At 57.3% G+C, this 23,877-nt stretch carries 23 protein-coding genes and 1 riboswitch; of the genes, 13 read left to right on the forward strand and 10 right to left on the reverse strand.

Going from position 1 to position 23,877, the window contains the following annotated elements; translation table 11 throughout:
• The 5 genes from tmk to ACHQGU_RS06780 are packed head-to-tail and all read left to right on the forward strand — an operon-like array spanning position 1 to position 4,750.
• Positions 1–639, forward strand: coding sequence for a dTMP kinase (gene tmk, locus ACHQGU_RS06760; protein ID WP_395496270.1), 639 nt, complete (start codon positions 1–3; stop codon positions 637–639).
• A 4-nt stretch (positions 640–643) separates the two neighbouring features.
• Positions 644–1,591, forward strand: a complete 948-nt coding sequence (locus ACHQGU_RS06765; RefSeq protein WP_395496271.1) for a DNA polymerase III subunit delta' — start codon at positions 644–646, stop codon at positions 1,589–1,591.
• Positions 1,588–3,129 (forward strand): methionine--tRNA ligase, encoded by a 1,542-nt coding sequence (metG, locus tag ACHQGU_RS06770; RefSeq protein ID WP_395496272.1) that lies wholly within the window; start codon positions 1,588–1,590, stop codon positions 3,127–3,129. Before ACHQGU_RS06765 ends, metG begins: the two co-directional genes overlap by 4 nt.
• Before the next feature lie 11 nt (positions 3,130–3,140).
• Positions 3,141–3,929: a TatD family hydrolase gene (locus tag ACHQGU_RS06775; protein WP_395496273.1), complete on the forward strand. Its 789-nt coding sequence runs from the start codon at positions 3,141–3,143 to the stop codon at positions 3,927–3,929.
• 17 nt (positions 3,930–3,946) lie between these two features.
• Complete coding sequence (locus ACHQGU_RS06780; RefSeq protein ID WP_253553446.1) at positions 3,947–4,750, forward strand: MBL fold metallo-hydrolase; 804 nt, start codon at positions 3,947–3,949, stop codon at positions 4,748–4,750.
• Between the two features lie 143 nt (positions 4,751–4,893).
• On the opposite strand, the gene ACHQGU_RS06785 is transcribed toward ACHQGU_RS06780, so the two are convergent.
• Both ACHQGU_RS06785 and pdxH read right to left on the reverse strand, forming a co-directional pair.
• Positions 4,894–5,772, reverse strand: coding sequence for a universal stress protein (locus ACHQGU_RS06785; protein WP_062140187.1), 879 nt, complete (start codon positions 5,770–5,772; stop codon positions 4,894–4,896).
• Positions 5,773–5,835: 63 nt separating this feature from the next.
• The gene (gene pdxH, locus ACHQGU_RS06790) at positions 5,836–6,471 is read right to left on the reverse strand and encodes a pyridoxamine 5'-phosphate oxidase (protein WP_062140451.1); all 636 of its coding nucleotides are present in this window, start codon (positions 6,469–6,471) and stop codon (positions 5,836–5,838) included.
• Positions 6,472–6,639: 168 nt separating this feature from the next.
• On the opposite strand from pdxH, the gene fabI reads away from it, so the two are divergent.
• Together fabI and aroC are read left to right on the forward strand one after the other, a co-directional pair.
• Positions 6,640–7,479 (forward strand): enoyl-ACP reductase FabI, encoded by an 840-nt coding sequence (fabI, locus tag ACHQGU_RS06795; protein ID WP_061509200.1) that lies wholly within the window; start codon positions 6,640–6,642, stop codon positions 7,477–7,479.
• A gap of 8 nt (positions 7,480–7,487) precedes the next feature.
• A complete protein-coding gene (gene aroC / locus ACHQGU_RS06800; RefSeq protein ID WP_062272784.1) occupies positions 7,488–8,558 on the forward strand; it encodes a chorismate synthase in 1,071 nt (356 codons plus the stop codon).
• A gap of 3 nt (positions 8,559–8,561) precedes the next feature.
• Here the strand turns inward: aroC and ACHQGU_RS06805 are convergent, their stop codons facing one another.
• Positions 8,562–8,993, reverse strand: a complete 432-nt coding sequence (locus ACHQGU_RS06805) for an OsmC family protein (RefSeq protein WP_062140453.1) — start codon at positions 8,991–8,993, stop codon at positions 8,562–8,564.
• A 257-nt stretch (positions 8,994–9,250) separates the two neighbouring features.
• Between ACHQGU_RS06805 and ACHQGU_RS06810 the strand changes: the two genes are divergently transcribed.
• Positions 9,251–10,750 carry a malate:quinone oxidoreductase gene (locus ACHQGU_RS06810; RefSeq protein WP_062140455.1) on the forward strand — a complete coding sequence of 500 codons (1,500 nt, stop codon included), beginning with the start codon at positions 9,251–9,253 and terminating at the stop codon, positions 10,748–10,750.
• A gap of 54 nt (positions 10,751–10,804) precedes the next feature.
• On the opposite strand, the gene ACHQGU_RS06815 is transcribed toward ACHQGU_RS06810, so the two are convergent.
• The 7 genes from ACHQGU_RS06815 to ACHQGU_RS06845 form a co-directional block, all read right to left on the reverse strand.
• Complete coding sequence (locus ACHQGU_RS06815; protein WP_395496274.1) at positions 10,805–12,277, reverse strand: carbohydrate porin; 1,473 nt, start codon at positions 12,275–12,277, stop codon at positions 10,805–10,807.
• 256 nt (positions 12,278–12,533) lie between these two features.
• Positions 12,534–13,058, reverse strand: a complete 525-nt coding sequence (locus tag ACHQGU_RS06820; RefSeq protein WP_395496275.1) for a 6-pyruvoyl trahydropterin synthase family protein — start codon at positions 13,056–13,058, stop codon at positions 12,534–12,536.
• Positions 13,051–13,779: a 7-cyano-7-deazaguanine synthase QueC gene (gene queC, locus ACHQGU_RS06825; RefSeq protein WP_253553455.1), complete on the reverse strand. Its 729-nt coding sequence runs from the start codon at positions 13,777–13,779 to the stop codon at positions 13,051–13,053. Before queC ends, ACHQGU_RS06820 begins: the two co-directional genes overlap by 8 nt.
• 3 nt (positions 13,780–13,782) lie before the next feature.
• On the reverse strand, positions 13,783–14,427 hold the full coding sequence (gene queE, locus ACHQGU_RS06830) for a 7-carboxy-7-deazaguanine synthase (protein WP_253553458.1): 645 nt from the start codon (positions 14,425–14,427) through the stop codon (positions 13,783–13,785).
• A 45-nt stretch (positions 14,428–14,472) separates the two neighbouring features.
• Positions 14,473–15,474 (reverse strand): biotin synthase BioB, encoded by a 1,002-nt coding sequence (gene bioB, locus ACHQGU_RS06835; protein WP_395496276.1) that lies wholly within the window; start codon positions 15,472–15,474, stop codon positions 14,473–14,475.
• 135 nt (positions 15,475–15,609) lie between these two features.
• The gene (locus ACHQGU_RS06840) at positions 15,610–16,650 is read right to left on the reverse strand and encodes a threonine aldolase family protein (RefSeq protein WP_395496277.1); all 1,041 of its coding nucleotides are present in this window, start codon (positions 16,648–16,650) and stop codon (positions 15,610–15,612) included.
• A 54-nt stretch (positions 16,651–16,704) separates the two neighbouring features.
• Positions 16,705–16,822: riboswitch (SAM-I-IV-variant riboswitch) on the reverse strand.
• Between the two features lie 96 nt (positions 16,823–16,918).
• Positions 16,919–17,692: an SDR family oxidoreductase gene (locus ACHQGU_RS06845; RefSeq protein ID WP_395496278.1), complete on the reverse strand. Its 774-nt coding sequence runs from the start codon at positions 17,690–17,692 to the stop codon at positions 16,919–16,921.
• 147 nt (positions 17,693–17,839) lie between these two features.
• Here ACHQGU_RS06845 and ACHQGU_RS06850 point away from each other — a divergent pair, with 147 nt between their 5' ends.
• The 5 genes from ACHQGU_RS06850 to cysC all read left to right on the forward strand — a co-directional run bounded on the left by ACHQGU_RS06850 (position 17,840) and on the right by cysC (position 23,748).
• A complete protein-coding gene (locus tag ACHQGU_RS06850) occupies positions 17,840–18,763 on the forward strand; it encodes a LysR family transcriptional regulator (RefSeq protein WP_395496394.1) in 924 nt (307 codons plus the stop codon).
• Positions 18,764–18,862: 99 nt separating this feature from the next.
• Positions 18,863–19,144 carry a DUF333 domain-containing protein gene (locus ACHQGU_RS06855; protein ID WP_395496279.1) on the forward strand — a complete coding sequence of 94 codons (282 nt, stop codon included), beginning with the start codon at positions 18,863–18,865 and terminating at the stop codon, positions 19,142–19,144.
• A 1,156-nt stretch (positions 19,145–20,300) separates the two neighbouring features.
• The gene (locus ACHQGU_RS06860; protein WP_395496280.1) at positions 20,301–20,987 is read left to right on the forward strand and encodes a phosphoadenylyl-sulfate reductase; all 687 of its coding nucleotides are present in this window, start codon (positions 20,301–20,303) and stop codon (positions 20,985–20,987) included.
• 49 nt (positions 20,988–21,036) lie between these two features.
• The gene (gene cysD / locus ACHQGU_RS06865; RefSeq protein ID WP_061491034.1) at positions 21,037–21,831 is read left to right on the forward strand and encodes a sulfate adenylyltransferase subunit CysD; all 795 of its coding nucleotides are present in this window, start codon (positions 21,037–21,039) and stop codon (positions 21,829–21,831) included.
• 24 nt (positions 21,832–21,855) lie between these two features.
• Entirely contained in the window at positions 21,856–23,748 is a 1,893-nt protein-coding gene (gene cysC / locus ACHQGU_RS06870; protein WP_062140213.1) for an adenylyl-sulfate kinase, read from the forward strand.
• The last annotated feature ends 129 nt before the right edge of the window (positions 23,749–23,877 follow it).

Consider the following 23,877-nt stretch of genomic DNA (forward strand, 5'->3'; position numbering starts at 1 on the left):
ATGGCAAAGGGTCTGTTCGTTACACTGGAAGGCAGCGAGGGGGTGGGGAAATCAACCCAGCTCCGCCTGCTTCAGTCTGGTCTTGCCTCTTTGGGGCATGATGTTCTGACTACGAGGGAGCCGGGAGGATCTCCGGGGGCGGAAGATTTGCGGCAGCTTTTGCTGTTTGGCAAAAATCCGCTTTCCCTGCGGGCCGAGATCCTGACGCATTTTGCTGCCCGTGCTGACCATCTGGATCAGATGATCACGCCGGCGCTGGCCGAAGGGCAGATTGTGATCTGTGACCGGTTTACGGATTCCACCATGGCCTATCAGGGTTATGGGCGGGCGGAAGGCGAGCCGGACGTGCTTGATATGATCTCCCGCCTGCAAAGCCAGCTGGGGCGTGACCCGGACGTGACCTTTCTTCTGGAAGCACCGCGGGACGTAGCCCGGTTGCGGCTGGCTGCACGTGGTGCCCCGGTGGACCGGTATGAGCAGTCTGACGAGGCGTTTCATGCGCGGGTCAGCGCCGGGTTTCGGGAAATTGCCCGGCAGAATACCGGGCGGATCCGCCGGCTGCAGACGGATGCACATTCAGCTGAAGAGATTAACAGTCTGATTGTGAAAGATATTCTTTCTCACATCGCGCAGGCTTGAGCCGGTGCAGGGTGACCCGCGTCAGGCTTCCTTGCATCTGCATGGGCATACAGAGCCTTTGCAGGCTTTCCGCAAGATTTTTGAGAGCGGGCGTCTGCCGCATGCCTGGCTGATTACCGGCCCGCCGGGGATTGGCAAGGCGACCTTTGCTTTCCGTCTTGCCCGGATGATTCTGGGCGGAGAAGAACCGGAAAGCCCGGCAGGGCGGCGGGTTTCTGCTGCCACGCATGCGGACCTTCTGGTTGTTAGTCGCAGTTTTGATGAAAAAAAGCAGCGCTATCGCGGTGAGATCGTCGCGGACGAGGTTCGGCCTATCAATGCCTTTCTCCGCCGCACGGCGGCTGAAGGGGGCTGGCGCGTTGTGATTGTGGATGGCGCAGAATGGCTCAACCGGAGTGCCGCCAACGCGCTGCTGAAAATTCTGGAAGAACCGCCCCCAGCGGCTGTGCTGCTGCTGACATGCTCCGCACCGGGGCGTCTGCTGCCGACCATCCGGAGCCGGTGCCGCAGGCTGGAACTGGAGCCGCTGGACAGCATGGATATGATGGCCGTGTTGCGGGAGATCCAGCCCGAGGCCTCTGCTGAGGAAATCAGCCGCGTGCAGGCGGCGGCCCACGGTGCACCCGGACGCGCTGCTGCCTTTCTGGCTGACCAGCATGGTCAGATTGCCAGTCTGGTAGAAGAAACTCTGAATGGGATTTCGGCCAGCCGAGGCTATGAAATTGCCGAAATCGTTCTCCGTAAGGATGGCGGTTTTAATTTATTTTTCAGTCTGTTATCAGATTTTCTTCAGGAGCGTGCGCGTCAGGCTGCCCGGCAGGGGAATGCCGCATGCGTTGCGCTGGCAGACGCATGGGAAGCGATCATGCGTCTTCAAAGCGAGACGGAACGCTTTAATCTCGATAAACAGGAAACACTTCTCGAAGCCATGACTATTGCGAGCATTGCATGACCCGCCCTTTCTACGTCACGACCCCGATTTATTATGTGAACGGCGCGCCGCACATCGGCCATGCCTACACCTCCGTTGCGGCGGATGTGCTCGCACGCTTCCATCGTCTGGCCGGAGATGATGTGTTTTTTCTGACCGGCACCGATGAGCATGGCCAGAAAGTGGAACGGGCAGCGCAGGCGGCGGGTGTGGAGCCCAAGGCGTTTGCCGACCGGGTGTCTGATGACTTCCGCAGTATGGCCGACGCCATGGCGATCTCCTACGATGACTATATCCGCACCACCGAGCCGCGCCACATCAAAGGCGCGCAGGCGCTGTGGCAGAAAGTGGCGGAAAATGATGCCATTTATCTGGGGGCGTATGAGGGCTGGTATGCTCTGCGCGATGAATGCTTCTATGGCGAAGATGAGCTGATTGACGGGCCGAATGGCCAGAAAGTCGCCCCGACCGGTGCGCCTGTCGAATGGGTGAAGGAGCCGTCTTACTTCTTCCGCCTGTCTGATTTTCAGGACCGCCTGCTGGCCTATTATGAGGCAAACCCGGACTTCCTCGGTCCGCATGGCATGAAGCGGGAAATCGTCAGCTTTGTGAAGCAGGGGCTGCGGGATCTGTCTATCAGCCGCACCAGCTTTAACTGGGGTATCCCGGTGCCGGGTGACGACAAGCATGTGATGTATGTGTGGTTCGACGCGCTGGCGAACTATCTTAGCGCACTGGACTATCCTGATACATCAGCGCCGCGAGCCCGTTTCTGGCCTGCGAGCCAGCATCTGGTGGGGAAAGATATCGCCCGTTTCCATGCTATTTACTGGCCAGCTTTCCTGATGGCTGCCGGGATTGAACTGCCGAAGAAGATTTTTGCAAACGGCTGGTGGACTGTTGAAGGCCAGAAGATGAGCAAATCTCTGGGCAATGTGGTCGATCCGCGTGATCTGGTGAAAGAGTTCGGGCTGGATGCCGTGCGCTTCTTCCTGCTGCGGGAAGTGCCCTTTGGTGGTGATAGCGATCTCTCTCGCAAGTCTCTGATTATGCGGAATAATATCGAGCTGGCGAATGATCTGGGCAATCTGGCCCAGCGCACGCTGTCTCTGGTGGCCCGCAACTGTGGGGGCGTTCTGCCGGAACGCCGCACGCTTACAGAAGAGGACACGCAGCTTCTGAACCACGTGGCCGTCCTGCCGGAACTGATGGCCAGCCAGATGGACCGGTGTGCCCTGACGGACGCGCTGGAAGATGTGTGGAAAGTCATCCGTGCCTGTAATGCCTATATCGACCATCAGGCCCCGTGGGCGCTCAAGAAGACCGACCCGGAACGGATGAGCGATGTGCTGCGCGTGCTGGTGGATGCCCTGCGCGGAATTGCCACCGTGCTTCAGCCTTACATGCCGCAAAGCATGGACCGGATGCTGACCCAGCTTGGTGTGACGGAAGAGGAACGTACCTTCGCTGCTCTGGAAACGCCGTTGCCGGGAGGCCGTCAGCTGCCAGCGCCGCAGGGGATTTTCCCACGTTATGTTGAAGCCGCTGACCCTGCGTGAATGAGACGAGTATGACTGGACTAATCGACTCCCATTGTCATCTGGATCACTACACGGATGAAGAACTGCCCGCTCTGCTGACGGCGGCCAAAGAGGCTGGCGTTGCCGGGATGGTGACCATCGGCACCCGTCTGGCTCGGGCCGATGAGCAGAAACGTTTGACGACGTTCAATACGCCGGATGTGCGGGTATGGTGCACGGTTGGCACGCATCCGGACCATGTTGAAGAAGTGCCGGTGCCATCCGTGGAAGAGATTGTCGCAATCGCAGATGCGCCGAATGTCGTTGGGATTGGCGAGAGTGGTCTGGATTATTTCCACGGAGCGGAAGAAGTCAGGCCGCTTCAGCAGGAGAGCTTCCGGCAGCATATTGGCGCCGCCCGTGCGCTGAATGTGCCCATTATTATCCACGCCAGGCAGGCCGATGAGGATGTGGCGCAGATTCTGCGGGACGAATCAGCCAAAGGCGCCTTTCCCATCCTGCTGCACTGCTTTGCCTCCAGTGTCGATCTGGCCCGGTGTGTGGTGGAGCTGGGCGGCTATGTCAGCTTTTCCGGGATTGCGACCTTTCCGAAATGCGGTGAATACCGCGAGGTTGCGCGGGACCTGCCGGCAGACCGTATTCTGGTAGAAACCGACTCCCCCTATCTGGCTCCTGTGCCGCGCCGTGGAAAGCGGAATGAACCGGCCTATGTGGCCTATACGGCAGCCTGCCTTGCGCAGGAGCGTGGGCAGGATCTGGCTGATTTCACACAGATGACGACCGATAATTTTTTCCGTCTCTTCCGTAAGGCGGTCTGAGCAGAAAGACAGACGGTATGAAGGTGACAATTCTGGGGTGCGGCGGCTCCGCCGGTGTGCCCATGCTTGGCGGTGAAGACGGCCACGGCATCTGGGGACAGTGTGACCCGAAGGAACCCCGGAATATCCGTACCCGCGCTTCTATTTTCATTCAGATGGAAGACGGGGAAGGAATTCTGGTGGATACCGGGCCGGATATCCGTGCCCAGTTGCTGACGCACGGGATTAGCGCCTTCAAATCCATTTTCTACACCCACGCTCATGCCGACCATATTGCGGGGTTAGATGAGGTACGGGGGATTAACCGCGTGGTGAAGCAGCCGATTACGGCTTACGCCACGCCCTCCGTGCTGGAGGAAATCCAGACGCGCTTTAACTATGTGTTCCAGCCCTGGACCCCGCCCCATTTCTTTCGTGCCGTGGTTGAAGCACATCCGGTGCCGTTGCATGGGGATGTGGTGATGGGGGGGTACAAGGTCTCGCTGTTTGAGCAGAGCCACGGGCGTATCCCGTCATCGGGTCTGCGTTGTGGGGAGTTTGCTTACAGCACAGATGTTGTGGAACTGCCTGAAGCCTCATTCGAGGTGCTGGCCGGGGTTGATACGTGGATTGTCGATTGCTTCCAGAAGGAGCCGCATAGCGCCCACGCCTGGCTGGACCGGGTGCTGGAATGGAAAGATCGTATCCAGCCGCGCCGCCTGATTCTGACCCATCTGGGGCCGGATATGGACTGGGCGTGGATGCAGGCCAATCTGCCGGATGGGGTAGAGGCTGCCTGCGACGGCCTGTGCTTTACGCTGCCTGACCCGGAAAAAGCCTGAGGACCGTTTGCGGTCGGCGTTTTGTAAGAGGGCTGGCTGCTATAAAATGGCAGCACTGAATAAAAATATCCCCCGGACTCTTATGCAGTCCGGGGGATATTTTTTATCTACTGATAGCTGTGAAGCCTGCTGAAATGCCGATTTTACCGGCTCATCAGCACCGTCAGATCGGCATGTTCCAGAATATAACGCGTCACGCCGCCCAGAATGAGCTGACGCAGGCGGGAGTGGGAATAAGCCCCCATGGCCAGCATATCCGCATCAAAATCGTGGCAGGCGGCCAGCAGGCCCTTGCCGACATCCCGGTCTACCGGCGGGAAATCAACAGAGTCGGCTTTAATACCGTGGAAAGAAAGATAGTCGATCACATCGCGCGCCTTGGGGCCGCGACGCTGATAATCCTCACAATGCAGAACCCGCACCGCTTCTGCCGTCTGAGCCCATGCCAGAGCGCCACGCAGGGCTGAAGAGGATTCAGCCGTGCCGTTCCAGCCAATGCAGACGCGCTTAATCATGCCTTTGGGGGGCGTGCGGGGCGCGATGACAACAGGGCGGCCACTATCAAACAGAACCGCATGCAGCGTTTCGGAAGACGAGACTTCCGCGCCTGAATCCGGATGCGGCACCAGTGTGAAGTCCGACAGACGGGCGTGAGAGGGAACAATCTCACTTTCCGCACCATTGATGATGTTGAAGCTGATGCTCGGCTTGTCCCACGGGAAAACCGAGTGAGGAGAAATCACTTCAATATCCGGGTGCGCCGCCACAAAGCGTTCAAAAAGGGCTCGCACTTCATGCGCATGACGTGAGCTTTCATGCTCGGCGGTGCGCATCAGATCTTCCACCATCGCGCCGGACAGGCCTTCACCGGCCAGCGGCGCAATGTCCCGGCCGTCCGGCCGGACATGCAACACAGCCAGATGCGCGCCAAAGCGGCGGGCAAAATTGTAGCCCCGAATCAGCGCGGCTTCCCCATTGGAGGTGCTGACCATGGGGAGCAGGATTTTACGGACGTCTTTCATTGTTCTTGTTCTCCGCGTTGATAAGAATCGGGCTGGTCGACCGGTTGACCTGTTCCGTAAGAGTTATGGATATAAACGCGTGACATTCCAGTGGTTTCCGTCCCGCGTCCATGTTGCGCGATCATGCAGGCGGTAGGGTCTTTCCTGCCAGAACTCAAAACAGGTCGGTGTCACCCGGTAGCCAGACCAGTTTTCCGGACGCGGAATGAGATCCTGCCCCTCGTAACGGGCTTCCACATCCTTCAGGCGCTGCTCAAAAATCGCGCGGTCCGCCAGCGGGCGGGACTGATCAGACGCAACAGCCCCCATGCGGGAGATACGGCTCCGACTCGCAAAATAGGCATCGGCTTCTTCCGCGGTAACCGGGGTTACCGTGCCTTCAATCCGGATCTGCCGACGCAGGCTCTTCCAGTGAAACAGCAAGGCGACATGCGGATTTTCCGCCAGTTCGTTCCCCTTGCGGCTGTCGTGATTGGTGTAGAAAACAAACCCACGACGATCCATGCCCTTCAGTAGCACAATCCGGGCTGAAGGGTGGCCATTCGGCGTGCTGGTGGCAACGACCATGGCGTTTGGATCTGAGGGTTCGGTTTTTTCAGCCTCCTGCATCCATTCGGAAAACAGAGTGAACGGATCGGCCGCAAGGTCGATCAACGCTGGCGAGGAGGCCGGGGAGGGAGTGGAGGTCGATTCAGTCATACCCTGTTCTTTCAGCATCGAATAAAGCCGCTCTTCACGCTTTGTATCGAAAGGCAAGAATGGTTTGAAGCGTTACGCAAGCGCTTTGGTCTTGTTTAGCAGGCTGTGGTATGCGACCAACCGCTACAGTTTTTAGAGCACACTCAACAGACAGGTCGAGGTCACAGCATGTCTTCCAACAACACCACATTGCCCGCCCAGGGAACATTGATGCAGGGCAAAAAAGGTCTGGTAATGGGTGTTGCCAATGATCGTTCCATTGCCTGGGGAATTGCACAGGCGGTTGCGGCTCAGGGTGGTGAGATGGCGTTCACCTACCAGGGGGAAGCACTGGGCAAGCGCGTCAAGCCGCTGGCTGAAAGCATTGGGGCCTCTCTGGTTCTGCCGTGTGACGTGACGGATGAGGCTGCTCTGGATGAGCTGTTTGCCACGCTGGAGAAAAAGTGGGGCAAGCTGGACTTTGTGGTGCATGCTATTGGCTGGGCCGATAAGCAGTTCCTGCGTGGGCGGTATGTCGATACCCCGCGTGAGGCCTTCCTGACGGCCATGGATATTTCCTGCTTCTCCTTTACCGCAGTCGCTCAGCGCGCCTCTGCTCTGATGAAGGATGGCGGCTCTCTGCTGACCCTGACTTATCTGGGTGCCGAACGCGTAATGCCGCATTACAATGTGATGGGTGTTGCCAAGGCTGCTCTGGAAGCATCTGTTCGTTACATGGCGGCCGATCTGGGACGTGATGGTATTCGCGTCAACGGTATTTCTGCCGGCCCCATCAAGACGCTGGCTGCCAGCGGCATTGGCGATTTCCGCTACATTCTGAAGTGGAACCAGTATAATGCGCCGCTGGAACGCAACGTGGCTCTGGAAGAAGTGGGCGGGGCAGGGCTTTATATGCTCTCTGACCTGTCTTCCGGCGTGACGGGTGAAATTCATCACGTGGATTGCGGCTATAACATTGTGGGCATGAAAAACCCCACGGCTCCGGATATCTCTGTAGCAGGCGACTGAGGTTTACTGTGTCCTACAACAGCTTTGGCCATCTTTTTCGCGTCACCACCTGGGGTGAAAGCCATGGACCGGCCATTGGCTGTGTAGTGGATGGTTGTCCGCCCCGCCTGCCTCTGACAGAGGCTGATATTCAGCCGTTTCTGGATCAGCGCCGGCCCGGTCAGTCTGCCTTTACCACCCAGCGTAAGGAGCCGGATGCCGTGCGCATCCTCTCCGGCGTGTTTGAAGGGCAGACAACAGGTACCCCCATTTCCCTGCTGATTGAAAACACGGACCAGCGGTCCCGTGACTACGGCGATATTGCTCAGACTTATCGCCCCGGGCATGCGGATCTGACGTATGACCTGAAATACGGTATCCGTGACTATCGTGGTGGCGGACGGTCTTCCGCGCGTGAGACGGCGTGCCGGGTGGCGGCAGGTGCTGTGGCGCGGCAGGTGCTGGGGCAGGGCGTGCGTATTCGCGGTGCTCTGGTGCAGCTTGGTCCGCACAAGATTGATCGTTCCCGCTGGGACTGGGATGAAGTGACCCGTAATCCGTTTTTCTGCCCGGACGCAGCCTGCGTGCCGGAATGGGAAGAGTATCTGGCTGGTATCCGTAAGGCGGGGCTGTCCATCGGTGCGGTGATTGAAGTTGTGGCTGAAGGCGTTCCGCCCGGTCTTGGCGCCCCGGTTTACGGCAAGCTGGATTCGGACCTGGCTGCTGCGCTGATGAGCATTAATGCCGTCAAAGGCGTGGAAATTGGGGATGGGTTTGCGTCAGCCGCTTTGACCGGCCTTGAGAATGCTGACCCGCTGTCCATGCAGGATGGCCAGATTGCTTTTGGTGCGAACCATGCTGGCGGCATTCTGGGTGGTATTTCCAGTGGTCAGCCGGTTGTAGCGCGGTTTGCGGTCAAGCCGACCAGTTCAATGCTCGCACCGGTGCCATCTGTGACGCGTGATGGTCAGAATAAAGACGTCATTACCAAAGGGCGGCATGATCCGTGCGTTGGGATACGTGCCGTACCCGTGGGGGAAGCCATGATGGCCTGCGTGTTGGCAGACCATCTTTTGCGGCATCGCGGACAGGTTGGCTAAAGCTTAGCCAACCAGTTTGGCGTCCAGCGTAATGTTGGCTTTGAAGAGTTTGGAAACCGGGCAGCCAGTCTTGGCTTTGTTCGCCAGTTCCTGAAACTGTTCGGGTGTTGCGCCCGGCACTTCGGCTTCCAGCTTGAGGGCTACCGCATCAATCTCAAATCCATCAGCGGCCTTGTTCAGGCTTACTTCGGCGGTGGTGTCGATAGATTTTGCTGTCAGACCGGCATCTCCCAGAATGAGGGAGAGCGCCATGGAAAAACAGGCTGCGTGCGCAGCACCCAGTAGCTCTTCCGGGTTGGTGCCCGGCTTACCCTCAAAGCGCGTATTAAAACCGTAAGGCTGGTTTTCAAGGGCATGGCTTTCCGTGGAAATAGTGCCGCGCCCTTCTTTGATGGTGCCTTCCCAGTGGGCAAAGCCATGTTTTTTGATAGCCATGATATCATCCTTTTCTTCGTCGGGCGGAGAGTGCACAGAACGCGGCCTCAGCCGTTAAGTTCACGCAATGCTGCTCCGCTCTCGCAGAGATGAGAACCGTGGCGGACTGAAAATGTGGCATAGGATATGCGCATAACCACACGGGTTACCTCACGCCCGCTCTTGCACCGGAGCGGGAACCACGGCATGCGGGAAAGACCTTCTGCCCGTCTCCTGCTTCCGATGGGAAGAAATGGGCTGATAATGCGGAGACCATGATGAGTTCCACCACGACCGATCCTTCTTCATCCGTTGATGTCGCCCTGATTGGTGGGGGCGTGATGAGCGCCACCCTTGGGGTGTTTCTCCGGCAGTTACAGCCGGACTGGCGCATCAGCATTTTTGAGCGTCTGGATAGTGTGGCGGAAGAAAGTTCGGATGCGTGGAATAATGCCGGTACCGGCCATTCAGCACTGTGTGAGCTGAATTATACGCCGCAGAAAGCCGATGGCAGCGTGGATATCAGCAAAGCTGTTGCGGTGAATGAGGCGTTCCAGATCTCCCGCCAGTTCTGGTCCCATCTGGTTGAGAACGATATTATTGCTTCTCCACGTGATTTTATTACGCCCGTGCCGCACATGAGCTTTGTCTGGGGGGAAGCGAATGTTGCCTTCCTGCGTAAGCGCCATGAGGCCCTGAACGCCCACCCGCTGTTTTCTGGCATGGAATATTCTGAAGATCCCGCGCAGATGGCGCAGTGGATGCCGCTTGTTATGCAGGCGCGGCCACCGGGGCAGCCTCTGGCTGTAACGCGGAGCCTGAACGGGACGGATGTGAACTATGGCGCGCTGACGCGCCTGCTGTTCAGCTATCTGACAGAAACAGGCGGCTGCACCCTGCATACCAAACATGATGTGCTGAATATCAAGCGCGGACCGGATGGCCGGTGGCAGATTCTGGTGCAGGATCTTCGTCTCAATACGCAGCGTACGGTCAATGCTCGCTTTGTCTTTATTGGGGCAGGGGGCGGTGCGCTGTCTCTGCTTCAGAAAACGGGTATCCCGGAAGCCAAAGGGGTCGGTGGGTTCCCGGTCAGTGGCCAGTTCCTGCGCTGCACGAACCCGGAGATTGTGGCGCAGCATCGGGCCAAGGTGTACGGGAAGGCTTCTGTTGGTGCGCCGCCCATGTCCGTGCCGCATCTGGACACTCGCATGATTGACGGCAAGCCCGCGTTGCTGTTTGGGCCGTATGCGGGCTTCTCAACCCGTTTCCTCAAACATGGGTCTCTGATGGATCTGCCCCGCTCCATCCGTCCTGATAACATCAAGGCTATCCTGTCCGTCGCGCGGGATAACTGGCCGCTGACCAAATATCTGATTGAGCAGGTCATGCAGTCCAATAGTGAACGGATGAATGCCCTGCGGGACTTTGTCCCTACCGCGCGGTCCAAGGACTGGGAACTGGTGGTGGCTGGCCAGCGTGTGCAGATTATCAAGAAAGACGCTCAGAAGGGCGGGGTTCTGCAATTTGGGACGGAAGTGATTTCCAGTCAGGATGGTTCAATCGCCGCTCTGCTTGGGGCGTCTCCGGGGGCTTCCACCGCAGCACCCATCATGCTGACCGTGCTGAAAAAATGTTTTGCCGAGAAGCTGCCGGAATGGGACGCAAAACTGAAAGCCATGATCCCGTCTTATGGTCAGACGCTGGCGAATAACCCGGACCTGTGTGCTGAGCTGCGGGATAAAACCACGAAGGTTCTGGAACTGGCAGACGTCTGAGGTTTTGTAATCCTTCGCTGCGGGCCATGGAACACTGGCCCGCAGCAGAGGGCTTCAGAAAATTTCGATATGGCTTTTAAAGCCAAGCATGGCAGCGTCAGGCAAATTGCCTTGTCCATTGGGCCGGAAATAATATTCAAAAACCGGCTGGAAGATGACGCCGCGCATGACATGGATGGCGTAATTCACTTCCAGAACGCTGGTATGCCGCTGGATGCCGGAGGCGTGGTTGATCATGGTCTGATTTTGGCTCTGAAGAAGCGCCTCGGTTTTCTGCACATTTTTGGCAATATGCGTGTAGCTGAATGCAATACCGATGGTGTCATAAGGGCGGTTGCGCCAGAAACCCCGGTTAATCAGCGCGCCGTAAACTTCATAATCTCGCAGAGCAGTATGCGGGTCATTATAGATCAGCCCACCAAGAACCGTGATCCCTGAGTTTTTCTGGCTTTTACGATAGCGCAGAAGCTGCTGATCCAGCATGAGCCAGCTTGACCAGCTATATTGGCGTCGTGCCGGTTGGGCACCCGTCAACACGTAGGGCTTTCCCATGTTGTCGCGGTAAGTGTCCGCAACTGATACATCCTGCAAGGCGGCACCAATTTTGTAGTGGCCGGGTAAGCTGTGGCTCCGTCCTGTTTTTGGTTCCCAGCCGACTTCAACCGGCACAACATGGCCGACGATATTGGCTCCATTGAACTTGAAGCCTGTGCGGTGCTGCGCCACCTGATAAATGCCGTCTTCCGCAAAATAGACGCCCGTTTGCACGTAAACATCACGCGTCGGTCTTCCGCGTACGCGGAAGGCCCACGTGGCTGCGGGATAGCCTGGATAGTAAGAACTGTCTGAAATTCCCTTGGGGCGGCCGCAGATGCTGCCGTTCATGAAGTTGCAAAACAGTTCACTGGCGGCAAAATCTGAAAGCTCGGCCATGCGGCCGCCCGCTATGGCAAGGCGGTTACCAAACAGGTTTTCTTCCGCATAGAGCATGACGAGATGCACGGCCACGTTCCCAGCCCCGCCATAATCTTCTGAACTATGGTTGAGCCAGTCTCCAAACATGCGGTTTGCCGTGGTGCCATAACGCCCGGTCGTAATCATATGCGTGGCCAGTCCTTTCAGGCCGGCCAGCATTTCCCAGTCGATATTCAGGGAGGCTGCATATTGGCCGGCATTACTGGCCCCTTGCCGGTAAGTGCGAAATTTCTCGCCGCGGGCCGGTTTGGTGATGGCTCCTGCAAATTCATTAGTGTTGGCGAACAGAAAGGCAATGCCGCGCCGTCGCAACCAGCTTGTCATGCCGCCGGGGTCTGCAAATACGGCTTCTGGCCGGGTAAAGGGAGGTACGGTTGAGGGGGGAGAGCCTTTATCCGGCAAAGGCGTATCAACCCGGATAGCGGGTTCGTTCCTCAGTTCCTGATCATCTGTCTGGGCATAAGCCGGGGTCAAAACGAGAAAAGAGAAGAAAAAGACGAAAAAAAGCGTAAGGGCTGAAGCCCATTTTTTGACGTGTTGAGACCAGATCATATCGAAAAACGGGATTTTATGAAGAAAACTCCAGAAGGAGTATGCGAGTTTTTCCAAAAATCAGCCTATTTATTTTGTTTTTATGGGTTTTCTTAATTATTCATGCAATTTCTTTGGAATTGAAGGAAGAAAGGTAAGGGTCAAGAAAATGTGTTCATCCGGCCGGCCTAAGCCGTGGATGACTGCAATTTGTGGGAAGGGTTTGGATGCCGCCGATACTGGTTAACAAAAACCATGCGGCACGGCGGTGCAGTCGTCAGTCGGAAATCGACATATCCGCACGGTGCCACCAGCAGGCCTCAGGCGGGCGAACGGCCGGGATCATGTCATCCGGGTTGCCGCTGAAGGTTACGGTATTGGTCGGTGTTTCCTGCAGCGAGACTTCCGTGCAACGGAGCACGTCGCCATCTGCACGCAAAAAGGCGCTGAGTTTCGCCATCATCAGGCAGACCATCAGTTCCGTTGTCGGGTCACCCGGTGTGATGACAATGCGCTGCGCCCGGGCAGGCTCGTTGGTCTGGAACCATACCAGCAAGGGATCATCTTCCGCCAGTTGCAAGGCGTGATCCAGTTTTTCATCCACAAAGCGATGCCATGTGCTTTTTGCCCGCTGGAACGAGACCGGCATATTGCCTTTTCCATCCAGCCGTGCGCGGGTCGTGGGGCTGAGGCGTACAGTTACAAATTCATTGTGCCCGTGGGGCAGGGCACAGGATTCACTAGCTCCGTGGATCAGCCGGTGGCCCATGGAAAAGCGACGGGTAAAAACCAGATCAGGCATTGGTCTTCTCCGCCACATACTCTTCCCACCCGGCCCGACGCAGGGCGCAGGCGGGACATTCTCCACAGCCATGCCCCCACGGGTGCAGGGTGCCGCGGTCTCCCAGATAACAGGTGTGGCTTGCCTCATTGATCAGGGACACAAGCGGAGCCCCGCCCAGGTCTTCAGCCAGTTTCCAGGTTTCGGCTTTATCAATCCACATCAGCGGTGTGTGCAGCACGTAGCGTGAGTCCATGCCAAGGTTCAGGGCGACCTGCACGGCTTTAATGGTGTCATCCCGGCAGTCGGGATAGCCGGAATAATCTGTCTCGCACACGCCGGTGACAATGTGGCGAATACCGCGGCGGGCGGCGAGGGCTGCGGCAAAGGTCAGGAAAATGATGTTGCGACCGGGCACGAAGGTATTAGGCAGGCCATCTTTTTCCATGGCGATTTCTGCATTGCGGGTCAGGGCTGTGTCAGAAATATCGCCCAGTGCTCCCAGAGCAAGGGTGTGGTCCATGCCCAGCCGCTCTTTCCAGAGCGGATTTTGGGCGCGCAGGCCGTCTCGCAGGGTCTCCCGACACTCCAGTTCTACGGCATGGCGCTGCCCGTAATCGAACCCCAGCGTTTCCACTCGTCCAAAGCGGGCGAGGGCCCACGCCAGACAGGTTGCGGAATCCTGGCCGCCGGAAAACAGGACCAGAGCAGCTTCTTCAGAGGCGCGTGCGGGAGTAGACATGGGTCAGGGAATACCGGTCAGCTTGTGGGTCTGTAAAGAAAGGCCCCATTTGGGGTGGGCCAGACAATAACGGATGGCAGCCTGTATATTGTCGTTCTGGTTCGGCCCGTCCATGGGTTGGAGCCAGAAATGCGTGAAATCAAGATGTTCCAGCGTGGCCGGATCAAGCCCCGGCTGCGGATAGACCAGCTTGAGTTCTGTGCCGCTCGTCTGTTCCAGTGCCGCGCCCTCTTTGGGGCTGATGCATAGCCAGTCGATGCCCTCCGGTGCGTGCAACGTGCCATTGCTTTCCACCGCAATGGTGAAATTGCGGGCATGCATGGCGTCAATCAGAGCCGCATCCAGCTGAAGCAGCGGTTCACCACCGGTAAAAACCACCAGCCCCGGCACCGTCATGGCGTTGCCAGACACCGGCCAGAAGCCGGCGATGGTCTCGGCCAGCTTCTCGGCGGTTTCAAACTTGCCGCCGCCATCACCATCCGTGCCGACAAAATCGGTATCACAGAACTGACAGATAGCCTCGGCCCGGTCAGCTTCCCGACCAGACCACAAGTTACATCCTGCAAAACGACAGAAGACAGCCGGTCGCCCGGCCTGTCCACCCTCACCCTGCAGGGTGAGGAACATTTCCTTGACCATATAAGACATGCGACAGCTCCTGACGCAGATCAGGCAAGGAATGCAAGAGACATTTTAGACAGAAATGCCAGTTGTATGCATGCCCAGCTTATCCAGCAGCTTGCGATCCCGCGAAGCCTGCGGGTTTGGCGTGGTCAGCAGGCGCTCACCGTAGAAAATGGAATTGGCACCGGCAAGGAAGCACAGGGTCTGTGTTTCATCGCTCATATCTTCACGGCCAGCGGCCAGACGGACCCGGCTTTTGGGCATGCTGATACGGGCCGCAGCAATCATACGGACAAAATCCAGCGGATCGACTTCTTCAGAGTCACCCAGCGGTGTGCCTTTCACGCGTACCAGCAGGTTGATCGGAACGCTTTCCGGGTGCGCGGGCAGAGAAGCGAGGGCAGCGATCAGCCCGGCGCGATCTGTCTCATTTTCACCCATGCCGACAATGCCGCCACAGCAGACATTAATGCCCGCATCCCGCACGTTGGACAGCGTATCCAGCCGGTCCTGATAGGTGCGGGTGGTGATGATGTCGCCATAATAATCGGGCGAGGTATCCAGATTGTGGTTGTAGTAATCCAGTCCGGCATCACGCAGCTTGCCAGCCTGTCCGGCATCCAGCATGCCCAGTGTAACGCAGGTTTCCAGACCAAGGCCTTTGACGCCTTCAATCATGGCGCAAACGGTTTCCAGATCATGCTCCTTGGGGGAGCGCCATGCGGCCCCCATGCAGAAACGGCTGGCCCCGGCGTCTTTCGCCTTGCGGGCTTCCGTCAGCACGGCATCGACAGCCATCAGACGCTCGGCCTTTACGCTTTTTTCGTGCAGCGCGCTCTGCGGGCAATAGGCGCAATCTTCCGGGCAGCCACCGGTTTTGATGGAGAGCAGCGTGGAAATCTGCATTTCCGTGGGGTCAAAATGCGCCCTATGTGTTGCCTGAGCACGGAACATCAGCTCCGGAAACGGAAGGTCCAGCAGGGCCTGAATTTCCGGCACCGTCCAGTCATGACGGACTTCCGGCAAAGGGGCTGAGGGAGAACGCGTTACAGGAGAAGAACCGTCAGGCATGCGCAAAGAACCAGATTTTAAGTGGAAAGTAGGACTGAATATATCCGGTTTACCCCGGCAAGACCAGCCTGCAGAACGTCGGGGATGGCCCGGATTGAGATTTCATTTCGGGCCATAGGGAAAAGGAATATCCGGTTAGAGGGCTGCATGCAGGCTTTTAATATCCGCTGCCAGCGCATCGACCTGAGTAAGATCCGCATCCCACGCGAACATGAAGCGCGCGCCACCGCCAATAAAGGTGTAAAAGCGCCAGCCTTTCTCTCGCAGGCCCTCCAGCAGAGTTGCCGGGGCTTTCAGGAAGACAGCATTGGCTTCTGGGGGGAACATCAGTTCCAGCCCGTCAAGCGGGGTAATCTGTTTGGCCAGATGCGCAGCCGCAGCGTTGGCGCTTATAGCATTGCGGAGCCATGCCCCGCGTTCCAGGACGCCAACCCACGGGGCGGCCAGAAAGCGCATTTTCGACGCGAGTTGCCCAGCCTGTTTGCAACGGTAATCGAACCCTTCCGCCAGATCGCGATCAAAAAACAGAATGGCTTCCCCAACGGCCATGCCGTTTTTTGTGCCGCCAAAACACAGCACATCTACGCCGGATTGCCATGTCATCTCCGCCGGCGAGCACCCAAGGGCAGCGCAGGCATTGGCAAAACGGGCACCGTCCATATGCAAACGCAGGCCCAGATCACGGCAGACAGCGGAAATGGCCTGAATTTCAGCCAGCGTATAAACCTGCCCGGTTTCGGTCGGTTGGGTAATGGTAACGGCGCGGGGCTTGGGGAAGTGAATGTCCGTTCGTTCTGTTGCCAGCGTGCGGATGGCGTCAGGCGTCAGCTTGCCGCCCTCTGTGGGGGCAGGCAGCAGCTTAGAGCCGTTGGAGAAGAACTCCGGTGCGCCGCATTCATCGGTTTCCACATGGGCCAGAGCAGAGCAGATGACACTGTTATAAGACTGACACAGCGAGGCGAGGGCCAGTGCGTTGGCTGCGGTGCCGTTGAAGGCAAAAAAGACATCGCAGTCTTTTTCAAACAGGGTGCGGAAGGCGTCCGCCGCGCGGGTGGTCCAGATATCCTCGCCATAGGCTGGCACGTAGCCCTGATTGGCCTCCTGCATGGCGGCAAGAGCCTCGGGGCAGATTCCGGCATAGTTATCGCTGGCAAACTGTTGGGTAATCTGTGTCATGTTTGATCTCTTCAAAACGGTACGAGATCAAAAGACAAAGCGACGACGCGCGTGGCATGGTTCCGTTATTGCCGGTCTTCTGGCCACATCCCTTCACTGCAACGCAGGGAAGGCACCACCTTGCACGGACGCAGGTTGGTGTCAGGCGTCGGCCTGACTCTTGATGCTTCTGACCCTACTCATAAATATTCGATGAAAAAACACAACAATTTGTTGGAAAGGCGTGGGGGAAGGAGCGGTGCGTGCGCTCCTTCCCAAAAAGGCCGGGTTATTTAGTGGTGTAACCGCCATTGACCAGAATGGTCTGGCCCGTCATCCACCAGCCTTCCGAGACCAGAAAACGGACGAACGGTGCAATATCTTCAATGTCCGTCAGACCCGTTTTACTGAAGGCAGACAGGGCTGCTGCGGTTTTATGATACGCCACGGCCTCCGGTGCTTCCTGACCGTAAAAGAACGGCGTGTCCATCGGTCCCGGACCAATGGCGTTCACCGAAATGCCGCGTGCGCCAAACTCCTTGGAGGCTGCCCGCGTGAAATGTTCAACCGGAGCCTTGGCACCTGCGTAGGTGGAATAGAATGGGGTGTAAGCCCCCAGCAGGGACGTGACGAGGGTCAGTAGTTTGCCGTTGTCATTCAGGTGCAGTCCGGCTTCCTTGATGAAGAAATAGGCCGCCTTGGAATTGATGGCGAACATCTCGTCAAACTCGGCTTCCGAGGTTTCCACGATCGGCTTTTTCAGCACTTTACCGACGGTATTGATGGCAATATCGGGCTTACCGATGGCGGCAATGGTGTCCGCAAACAGTTTGCTGTTAGCGGCTGCGGTCGTCAGGTCTGCCTGCAGGGCAACGGCCTGCACACCGGCGGCTTTCAGGTCGGCCAGAGTTTTTTCGGCCTCGGGGCGGCTCGCGTCACTATTATAGTGAATGACCATGGCCTTCACGCCATGCGCAGCGAGATCGCGGGCAATCAGGCCGCCAAGGTTCTTGGCGCCGCCTGTAATCAGAGCGGTTTTTCCTTTGAGACTGTGGTCTGCCATATCCGGTTGTCCTTTCGTTGAAAGACACCGCAGGATGCGGACTTTCATGAGAGAAACAGTATCATCTCGTTTTCATCAATAAATAGGTGTCTTTAGACAACACTTGTCGTATAATCCGAACAATGGAGTGTGCTACCCGAGGGTGTTGTGGATCGGATTGATCTTTTTCGTATTTTCCTGCGTGTTGTGGAGACTGGCAGTTTCTCAAGGGCTGCGGATACACTCAACATGCCCCGGTCTTCCGTTTCTACAGCCATTCAGGCGCTGGAAAGCCGGGTAGGGGCGCGCTTACTGTCCCGCACAACACGCACCGTTTCCACCACGGCGGATGGTCGGGCATTTTATGATGTCTGCCTGCGACTGGTGGCCGATGTGGAAGAGGCAGAAGGCCTGTTCCGCCGAGATAAAGCTGCGCCGCGTGGCGTTTTGCGCGTGGATATGCCCGGGCGGATCGGGCGGTTGATTGTGGCACCGGCGTTGCCGGATTTTCTGGAGCGCTATCCTGAGATTGATATTGAACTGGGGGTAACGGACAGGCCTGTCAATCTGGTGGAAGATGGGATTGATTGCGTGCTGCGCATCGGGCCTTTGCAGGATTCCGGGCTGATTGCCCGCAAGGTGGGCGAACTGGCGTTGATTAACGTTGCAAGCCCTGTCTACCTCGCTCGTTACGGCATGCCAGGCACTCCCCAGGATCTGCCGAAGCATCTTGCTATCGGCTATGCGTCTGCCTTCAGTGGGCGCGTAGAAGAATGGGAGTGGCAGGAAGGCGGGCAGCTACACACCTGTGCCATGGCTAGCCGTGTGACCGTCAACAGTGCGGAAGCCCTGATAGCCTGCTGTCTGGCCGGGTTGGGACTGATTCAGGTGCCAGCCTATGATGTGCAGCACCACTTGAAGGCAGGGGAGCTGGCGGAAGTCCTGCCTGCGTGGCGGGCAGAGCCTATGCCGATGACGTTACTCTACCAGCACCGTCGACATTTTTCTCATCGCTTGCAGGTCTTTGCGGACTGGCTGTGCGCGTTGCTGGAGCCATGTCTGCATGATGCAGGTGAGGGGCGATCTGCGTGAAAAACGTGGAAAAGGTGCGCAGAGGGCTGTGCAGGGCGTGACAAATCCCGACCCATACGAGAGACTGTCTTTCAGATAATCAAAACAGGACGCACTGCCATGACCCTTACGTTTTCTCGTCTGACCCGAGCCGCACTGGCGGTTTGTGCCGCAGGGATGCTGGCAGGGTGTGAGCATAATACGCAAGACCAGAGCCGCAACAGCGTTCGGCCGCTCCGTATTCCCAATCCGGCAGCGCTTTATTGTACCAAAAAAGGTGGCACGCTGAGCATGCAGCAGGACGCGAGCAAAGGGCAGGTTGGCTACTGCCATCTGCCGGACGGCACAGTGATGGACGAATGGGAACTGTTCCGCCGGGATAATCCCAAGCCGACAAAATAACAGCGGATCGCAGAGAACGTCCGCCAGGTCTGATCGGTCTGCCACGGCAGGACTGCTTATCTGGCGGGTGTTGATGCTGTGATTTATTGAAAAATTAAGGGCAGGGCCTGTATCAGGGCTTTTGCTTTGAATGGTTTCTTAGCGTGGAGCTGATTCTGGAGATCCGTTCAGTGCAATAAGCCTGAGATGATGGTCGACAGATCCGGTGAACAAAGGCGCATAAGAGAGCGTGGTTTTGCGAGGGTCGGTAGTTCTGGCGCGTCCTGAGGTGCCACGGCCTCATTAGAAACGCTCGCTGTGCGCAGGCCAAGTGATGATGAACAACCGGTCCTGTGCTACGTCTGGTGCGCCGATCCAATAGGATCATCGGAGCTGATCAGACTGAGAACCGTGGGACCTTCAGCTTCTAATTACTGGCGTGGAGCACATGCATCCCCATACAGAAAGCCCACAGCAGATCATGACAGTTGAGGGGAATGGATCTGGCGGGATTTTTGATGTCTGACCCGCTAGGACATAAATCGCATAAGATATATTATGCCAACTAAATGATATCCGAGGGTGGATATGGTGGCGGATTATGCCGGCTGTCGACCGCCACACAACGGGCTTGTTGGGCCTGCCGGCTTCTTTAGGTGTTTGAGGAGTTCTGCAGACCGGCTGCGCGGAAAGTATCCTAGTGCATTGTTTTGGAATAATTTTTCTGGATCAAAGCGACTTCAGATGCATGTCAGGTGTCTATAGAGAGCCGGAGAGTGCTCTGAAGTGTTTTCCGCGATGAATAGTCTCGGTGACGTTGTTTGGCTCTGTGAGCCTCTTTGACGGGACTCTCCTGCTCGCCGTCGTGTGTGCGCCTCTTCCGCCTTCTGCATGAACGCGCAGTTCCGTACCATCCCACGAGACAACGCTGGCTCCGACATTCGATCCGCTTGTTTTTTCAGTAGCTTATGCCGATCAGATTGTTTCAAAAATGACAAATAACATTCCGGCAAAAGACATAGCGTGCTTTTCAGGCTAGAAAACATCATCTGTGTATGTGGAATACCTTACCTGCAAAATACGAAATTCTTTCGTGGAGAATGGGCTTGAAGCGGCATCTATTTACGTGCAATATCCTGTAAATACTATTTCACGTAGTTGTTATTGGAATTCCCGAATGTCTGTTGCCCGGTCAGTTCTGACAGTCTTGCGCTCCCAGGCCCAGGATCCTGTCAGACTTCTCAGCACAGCATCTGCTCAGCTTGGTAAAAAGGTGGGCGTGCTGTCCTCCTTTGGCGCGGAATCAGCCCTTTTGCTGGCTTTTGTGGCGGAAGTAGACCCGGCTATGCCGGTGCTGTTCCTGGAAACGGGTAAGCATTTTCCAGAAACACTGGCGTACCGGGCGGAACTGGCGCGCTTCCTTGGCCTGAAAAACGTGATTGATGTTCGTCCTGCACAGACCGAGGTGCAGGAACGTGACCCAACCGGCGAACTCTGGGCGTTTGACCCGGATGCCTGCTGCCGTCTGCGGAAAGTTGAACCGCTGGATCTGGCAACGTTGCCTTATGAGGCACTCATAACCGGTCGCAAGCGCTCTCAGGCTTCCACCCGTGCCGCTCTGCCAGTGGTGGAAGAAAAGGAGAATGGCGAACTCCGCCTGAACCCGCTGGCGCTCTGGGAGGCTGAAGACATTACGCGGGAAATGGCCCGCCGCGGCCTGCCCCCGCATCCGCTGGTGGCGGAAGGCTACCTCTCTATCGGCTGTGCACCCTGCACGCGCCCTGTTGGTCAGACTGCAGACCCGCGCGCCGGGCGCTGGGCCGGACTGGCCAAGACAGAGTGCGGCATTCACACGGCTTCCTGAACGTTCAGGACACCTTATCTCTCTTCTCAAAACAGGTTTGACCAGACAAATGGACCATCTTGATCAGCTCGAGGCACAGAGTGTCTTCATCCTTCGGGAAGCCTATCGCAAGCTTAAGCCTCTCGCCATGTTGTGGTCTTTGGGGAAAGATTCCAACGTCATGGTCTGGCTGGCCAAAAAGGCTTTTCTGGGCCGCGTGCCCTTCCCCGTCATGCATGTAGATACCGGCAAAAAATTCCCGGAAATGTATAAATTCCGGGATGAATATGCCAAAAAATGGGATCTGGACCTGCTGCTGGGCACCTGTCCGCCGGTTGAAGAGATGGATCCGTCCCTGCCGCCAGCAGCCCGCTCTGCTGCGCGCAAGACGGCTGGTCTGGCCGCGATGATTGAAAAGCACAAGCTGCAGGGCGTGATTGCCGGCATCCGTCGTGATGAACAGGGCACACGCGCCAAGGAGCGCGTCTTCAGCCCGCGTGGTGCCAGCCACAAGTGGGATATCCGCAACCAGCCGCCAGAATTCTGGGACCAGTATGCCACCCCGCATGAGGAAGGTATGCATATCCGCGTGCATCCTCTGCTGTCATGGCGGGAGATTGATATCTGGCGCTACATCGAGCGCGAAGGCATCCCGCTGGTGGATCTGTATTTTGCCAAAAACGGCAAGCGGTATCGCTCTCTGGGCGATCAGGACATTACCAACCCGGTTGAAAGCAATGCCAGCACGCTGGCTGAGGTTATTGCTGAACTGGAAACCACCCGTACGTCCGAACGGTCTGGTCGGGCCATGGATCATGAATCCGAAGATGCCTTCGAGCGGCTGCGCGTCGCCGGTTATCTTTGAGCCTTAGCGGACTGGAATAGAATTATGACGAATACGCTTTCCCCCTCTGTGGCTCAGTCTCAGGAGCCAGCGACGCCGATCGTTATCGTCGGTCACGTCGACCACGGTAAATCAACCCTGATTGGCCGCCTGCTGCATGACACGGATAATCTGCAGGACGGTAAGGTCGCCCAGATTATTGCCTCGTCCAAAAAGCGCGGACTGAAGGTTGAGTGGAGCTTCCTGCTCGACTCCCTTCAGATCGAGCGCGATCAGGGTGTGACGGTTGATTCCACCCGCATCCCCTTCCTGCTGAATAAGCGGGAATTTGTGATTGTGGATGCGCCGGGTCATCGCCAGTTCCTGCGCAACATGATCACCGGCGCTGCGGATGCGGAAGCTGCTGTGCTGGTGGTGGATGCGGCTGAAGGTGCTCGGGAACAGACCCGTCGCCACGCCATGCTGCTGCACCTTATCGGCATCCGGCATGTGATTGTTCTGTTGAACAAGGTCGATCTGCTGGACTTCGATCAGGCCAAGATTGAAGCTGCAGAAAAATCTGTCTCCGAACTCCTCACAAAGCTGGATCTGGAAGCCGCTCTCTTTATTCCGGCCTCTGCGCGTGATGGTGATAACATTGCCAGCCGTTCCGACCGGATGCCCTGGTATAGCGGCCCGACACTGACGGAAGCTCTGGCACAGGTCCCCTCGCCTGCATCCCGCGCGGAACTGCCGCTGCGTTTGCCGGTGCAGGATGTCTATCGCTTTGACGACAAACGCTATGTGGCCGGTCGCATTGAGCGTGGCCGGGTGCGCGTGGGCGATACAGTGATTATCGGCACGCAGAAAACCCCTGCGAAGATTTCTTCCATCGCAAGCTGGCACACTGCGCCGCAGATTTCTGCTGCTGCGGGTCAGTCCGTCGCTGTTACGCTAGAGCCGGATGTGATCCCGGACCGTGGGGATCTGCTCCACAAATCAGAAACTCCGCCGGTTGCGGCCTCCCGCATCCGTACGCGCCTGTTCTGGCTGCGTCAGGAGCCACTGCGTGTGGGGGAAAGCTTCCATCTGCGTCTGGCGACAGCGGAACATGCCGTGACGGTGACGTCCATTGACTCCGTCGTGAATCTGGACGACCTGCAAAAATATGCTGGCGAGGAAGTCCCGGCAGAAGGTTTTGCAGAAATCACGCTTTCGGCTGCAGAAACCATTCTGTTTGACCCCTTCGTGCCGGGCACGGCAGACGGGCGCGGCGTTCTGGTGGACCGTCAGCAGCGTATTGTGGGTGGCGCGCCGCTTCTGGGGCCTGCGGCTATCGCTGATGGTGAAAAGGTTATTCACCCCACAGGAAGCACCGTGACGACGCAGGACCGTACGCGGGCCAAGGGGCATCGTGGCGGCGTGTTCTGGCTGACGGGGCTTTCCGGCTCCGGCAAAAGCACTCTGGCACGCGCAACGGAAGCAGCTCTTTTTGCTGATGGTGTGGACGTTACCGTTCTGGACGGCGACACTCTGCGTGCCGGCCTGTGCAAGGATCTGGGCTTCTCTGAAGCAGACCGGACTGAAAATGTTCGTCGGGCTGCGGAAGTCGCCCGAATTCTGCGCGATGCTGGTCAGGTTGTGCTGGTCGCACTGATCTCCCCCCTGCTCTCTGACCGCGCTTTGGCTCGTCAGATTCTCGGGGAAGAGTTTGCTGAAGTCTTTGTGGATGCGGACCTTGCAACCTGTGAGCAGCGTGACCCCAAAGGGCTGTATGCTGCGGCACGGTCTGGCAAGATCAGCGGCTTTACTGGCATTGATGCGCCTTACGAAGCACCGGTCAGCCCTGCCCTGCACCTGAAAACCAGCGCAGGAAGTGTTGAATCCGAAACGAAAACGCTTGCATCCTTCATCAAAGACACCGTCAGATTGTCAGGTGCGCTGAAAGCCCGCTCTTAATCAGGGCGAAGCACGGGTCAGAATAGAGTGTTGCCGTGCGCAACCTGTGTTCTGGCTCGTGCGCTTTCAGGGCTGTGCCTGAGGATGGTGGCAGGAGAAGGATGAAGATGAGTTCCGGTCAGGCTCTTA

Source organism: Acetobacter sp. KSO5, assembly GCF_044094635.1.
GTDB classification, from domain to species: domain Bacteria; phylum Pseudomonadota; class Alphaproteobacteria; order Acetobacterales; family Acetobacteraceae; genus Acetobacter; species Acetobacter cerevisiae.

What these genes read in the sequence shown, in the direction of transcription:
- ACHQGU_RS06780 (WP_253553446.1), top strand. Translation starts at nt 3,947, where the DNA reads ATGAAGGTGACAATTCTGGGGTGCGGCGGCTCCGCCGGTGTGCCCATG.
- cysD (WP_061491034.1), top strand. Translation starts at nt 21,037, where the DNA reads ATGGACCATCTTGATCAGCTCGAGGCACAGAGTGTCTTCATCCTTCGG.
- ACHQGU_RS06855 (WP_395496279.1), top strand. Translation starts at nt 18,863, where the DNA reads ATGACCCTTACGTTTTCTCGTCTGACCCGAGCCGCACTGGCGGTTTGT.
- ACHQGU_RS06820 (WP_395496275.1), bottom strand. Translation starts at nt 13,058, where the DNA reads ATGCCTGATCTGGTTTTTACCCGTCGCTTTTCCATGGGCCACCGGCTG.
- ACHQGU_RS06840 (WP_395496277.1), bottom strand. Translation starts at nt 16,650, where the DNA reads ATGACACAGATTACCCAACAGTTTGCCAGCGATAACTATGCCGGAATC.
- queC (WP_253553455.1), bottom strand. Translation starts at nt 13,779, where the DNA reads ATGTCTACTCCCGCACGCGCCTCTGAAGAAGCTGCTCTGGTCCTGTTT.
- ACHQGU_RS06815 (WP_395496274.1), bottom strand. Translation starts at nt 12,277, where the DNA reads ATGATCTGGTCTCAACACGTCAAAAAATGGGCTTCAGCCCTTACGCTT.
- ACHQGU_RS06805 (WP_062140453.1), bottom strand. Translation starts at nt 8,993, where the DNA reads ATGGCTATCAAAAAACATGGCTTTGCCCACTGGGAAGGCACCATCAAA.
- pdxH (WP_062140451.1), bottom strand. Translation starts at nt 6,471, where the DNA reads ATGACTGAATCGACCTCCACTCCCTCCCCGGCCTCCTCGCCAGCGTTG.
- ACHQGU_RS06845 (WP_395496278.1), bottom strand. Translation starts at nt 17,692, where the DNA reads ATGGCAGACCACAGTCTCAAAGGAAAAACCGCTCTGATTACAGGCGGC.
- metG (WP_395496272.1), top strand. Translation starts at nt 1,588, where the DNA reads ATGACCCGCCCTTTCTACGTCACGACCCCGATTTATTATGTGAACGGC.
- queE (WP_253553458.1), bottom strand. Translation starts at nt 14,427, where the DNA reads ATGTCTTATATGGTCAAGGAAATGTTCCTCACCCTGCAGGGTGAGGGT.
- ACHQGU_RS06810 (WP_062140455.1), top strand. Translation starts at nt 9,251, where the DNA reads ATGAGTTCCACCACGACCGATCCTTCTTCATCCGTTGATGTCGCCCTG.
- fabI (WP_061509200.1), top strand. Translation starts at nt 6,640, where the DNA reads ATGTCTTCCAACAACACCACATTGCCCGCCCAGGGAACATTGATGCAG.
- cysC (WP_062140213.1), top strand. Translation starts at nt 21,856, where the DNA reads ATGACGAATACGCTTTCCCCCTCTGTGGCTCAGTCTCAGGAGCCAGCG.
- bioB (WP_395496276.1), bottom strand. Translation starts at nt 15,474, where the DNA reads ATGCCTGACGGTTCTTCTCCTGTAACGCGTTCTCCCTCAGCCCCTTTG.
- ACHQGU_RS06785 (WP_062140187.1), bottom strand. Translation starts at nt 5,772, where the DNA reads ATGAAAGACGTCCGTAAAATCCTGCTCCCCATGGTCAGCACCTCCAAT.
- ACHQGU_RS06860 (WP_395496280.1), top strand. Translation starts at nt 20,301, where the DNA reads ATGTCTGTTGCCCGGTCAGTTCTGACAGTCTTGCGCTCCCAGGCCCAG.
- ACHQGU_RS06775 (WP_395496273.1), top strand. Translation starts at nt 3,141, where the DNA reads ATGACTGGACTAATCGACTCCCATTGTCATCTGGATCACTACACGGAT.
- tmk (WP_395496270.1), top strand. Translation starts at nt 1, where the DNA reads ATGGCAAAGGGTCTGTTCGTTACACTGGAAGGCAGCGAGGGGGTGGGG.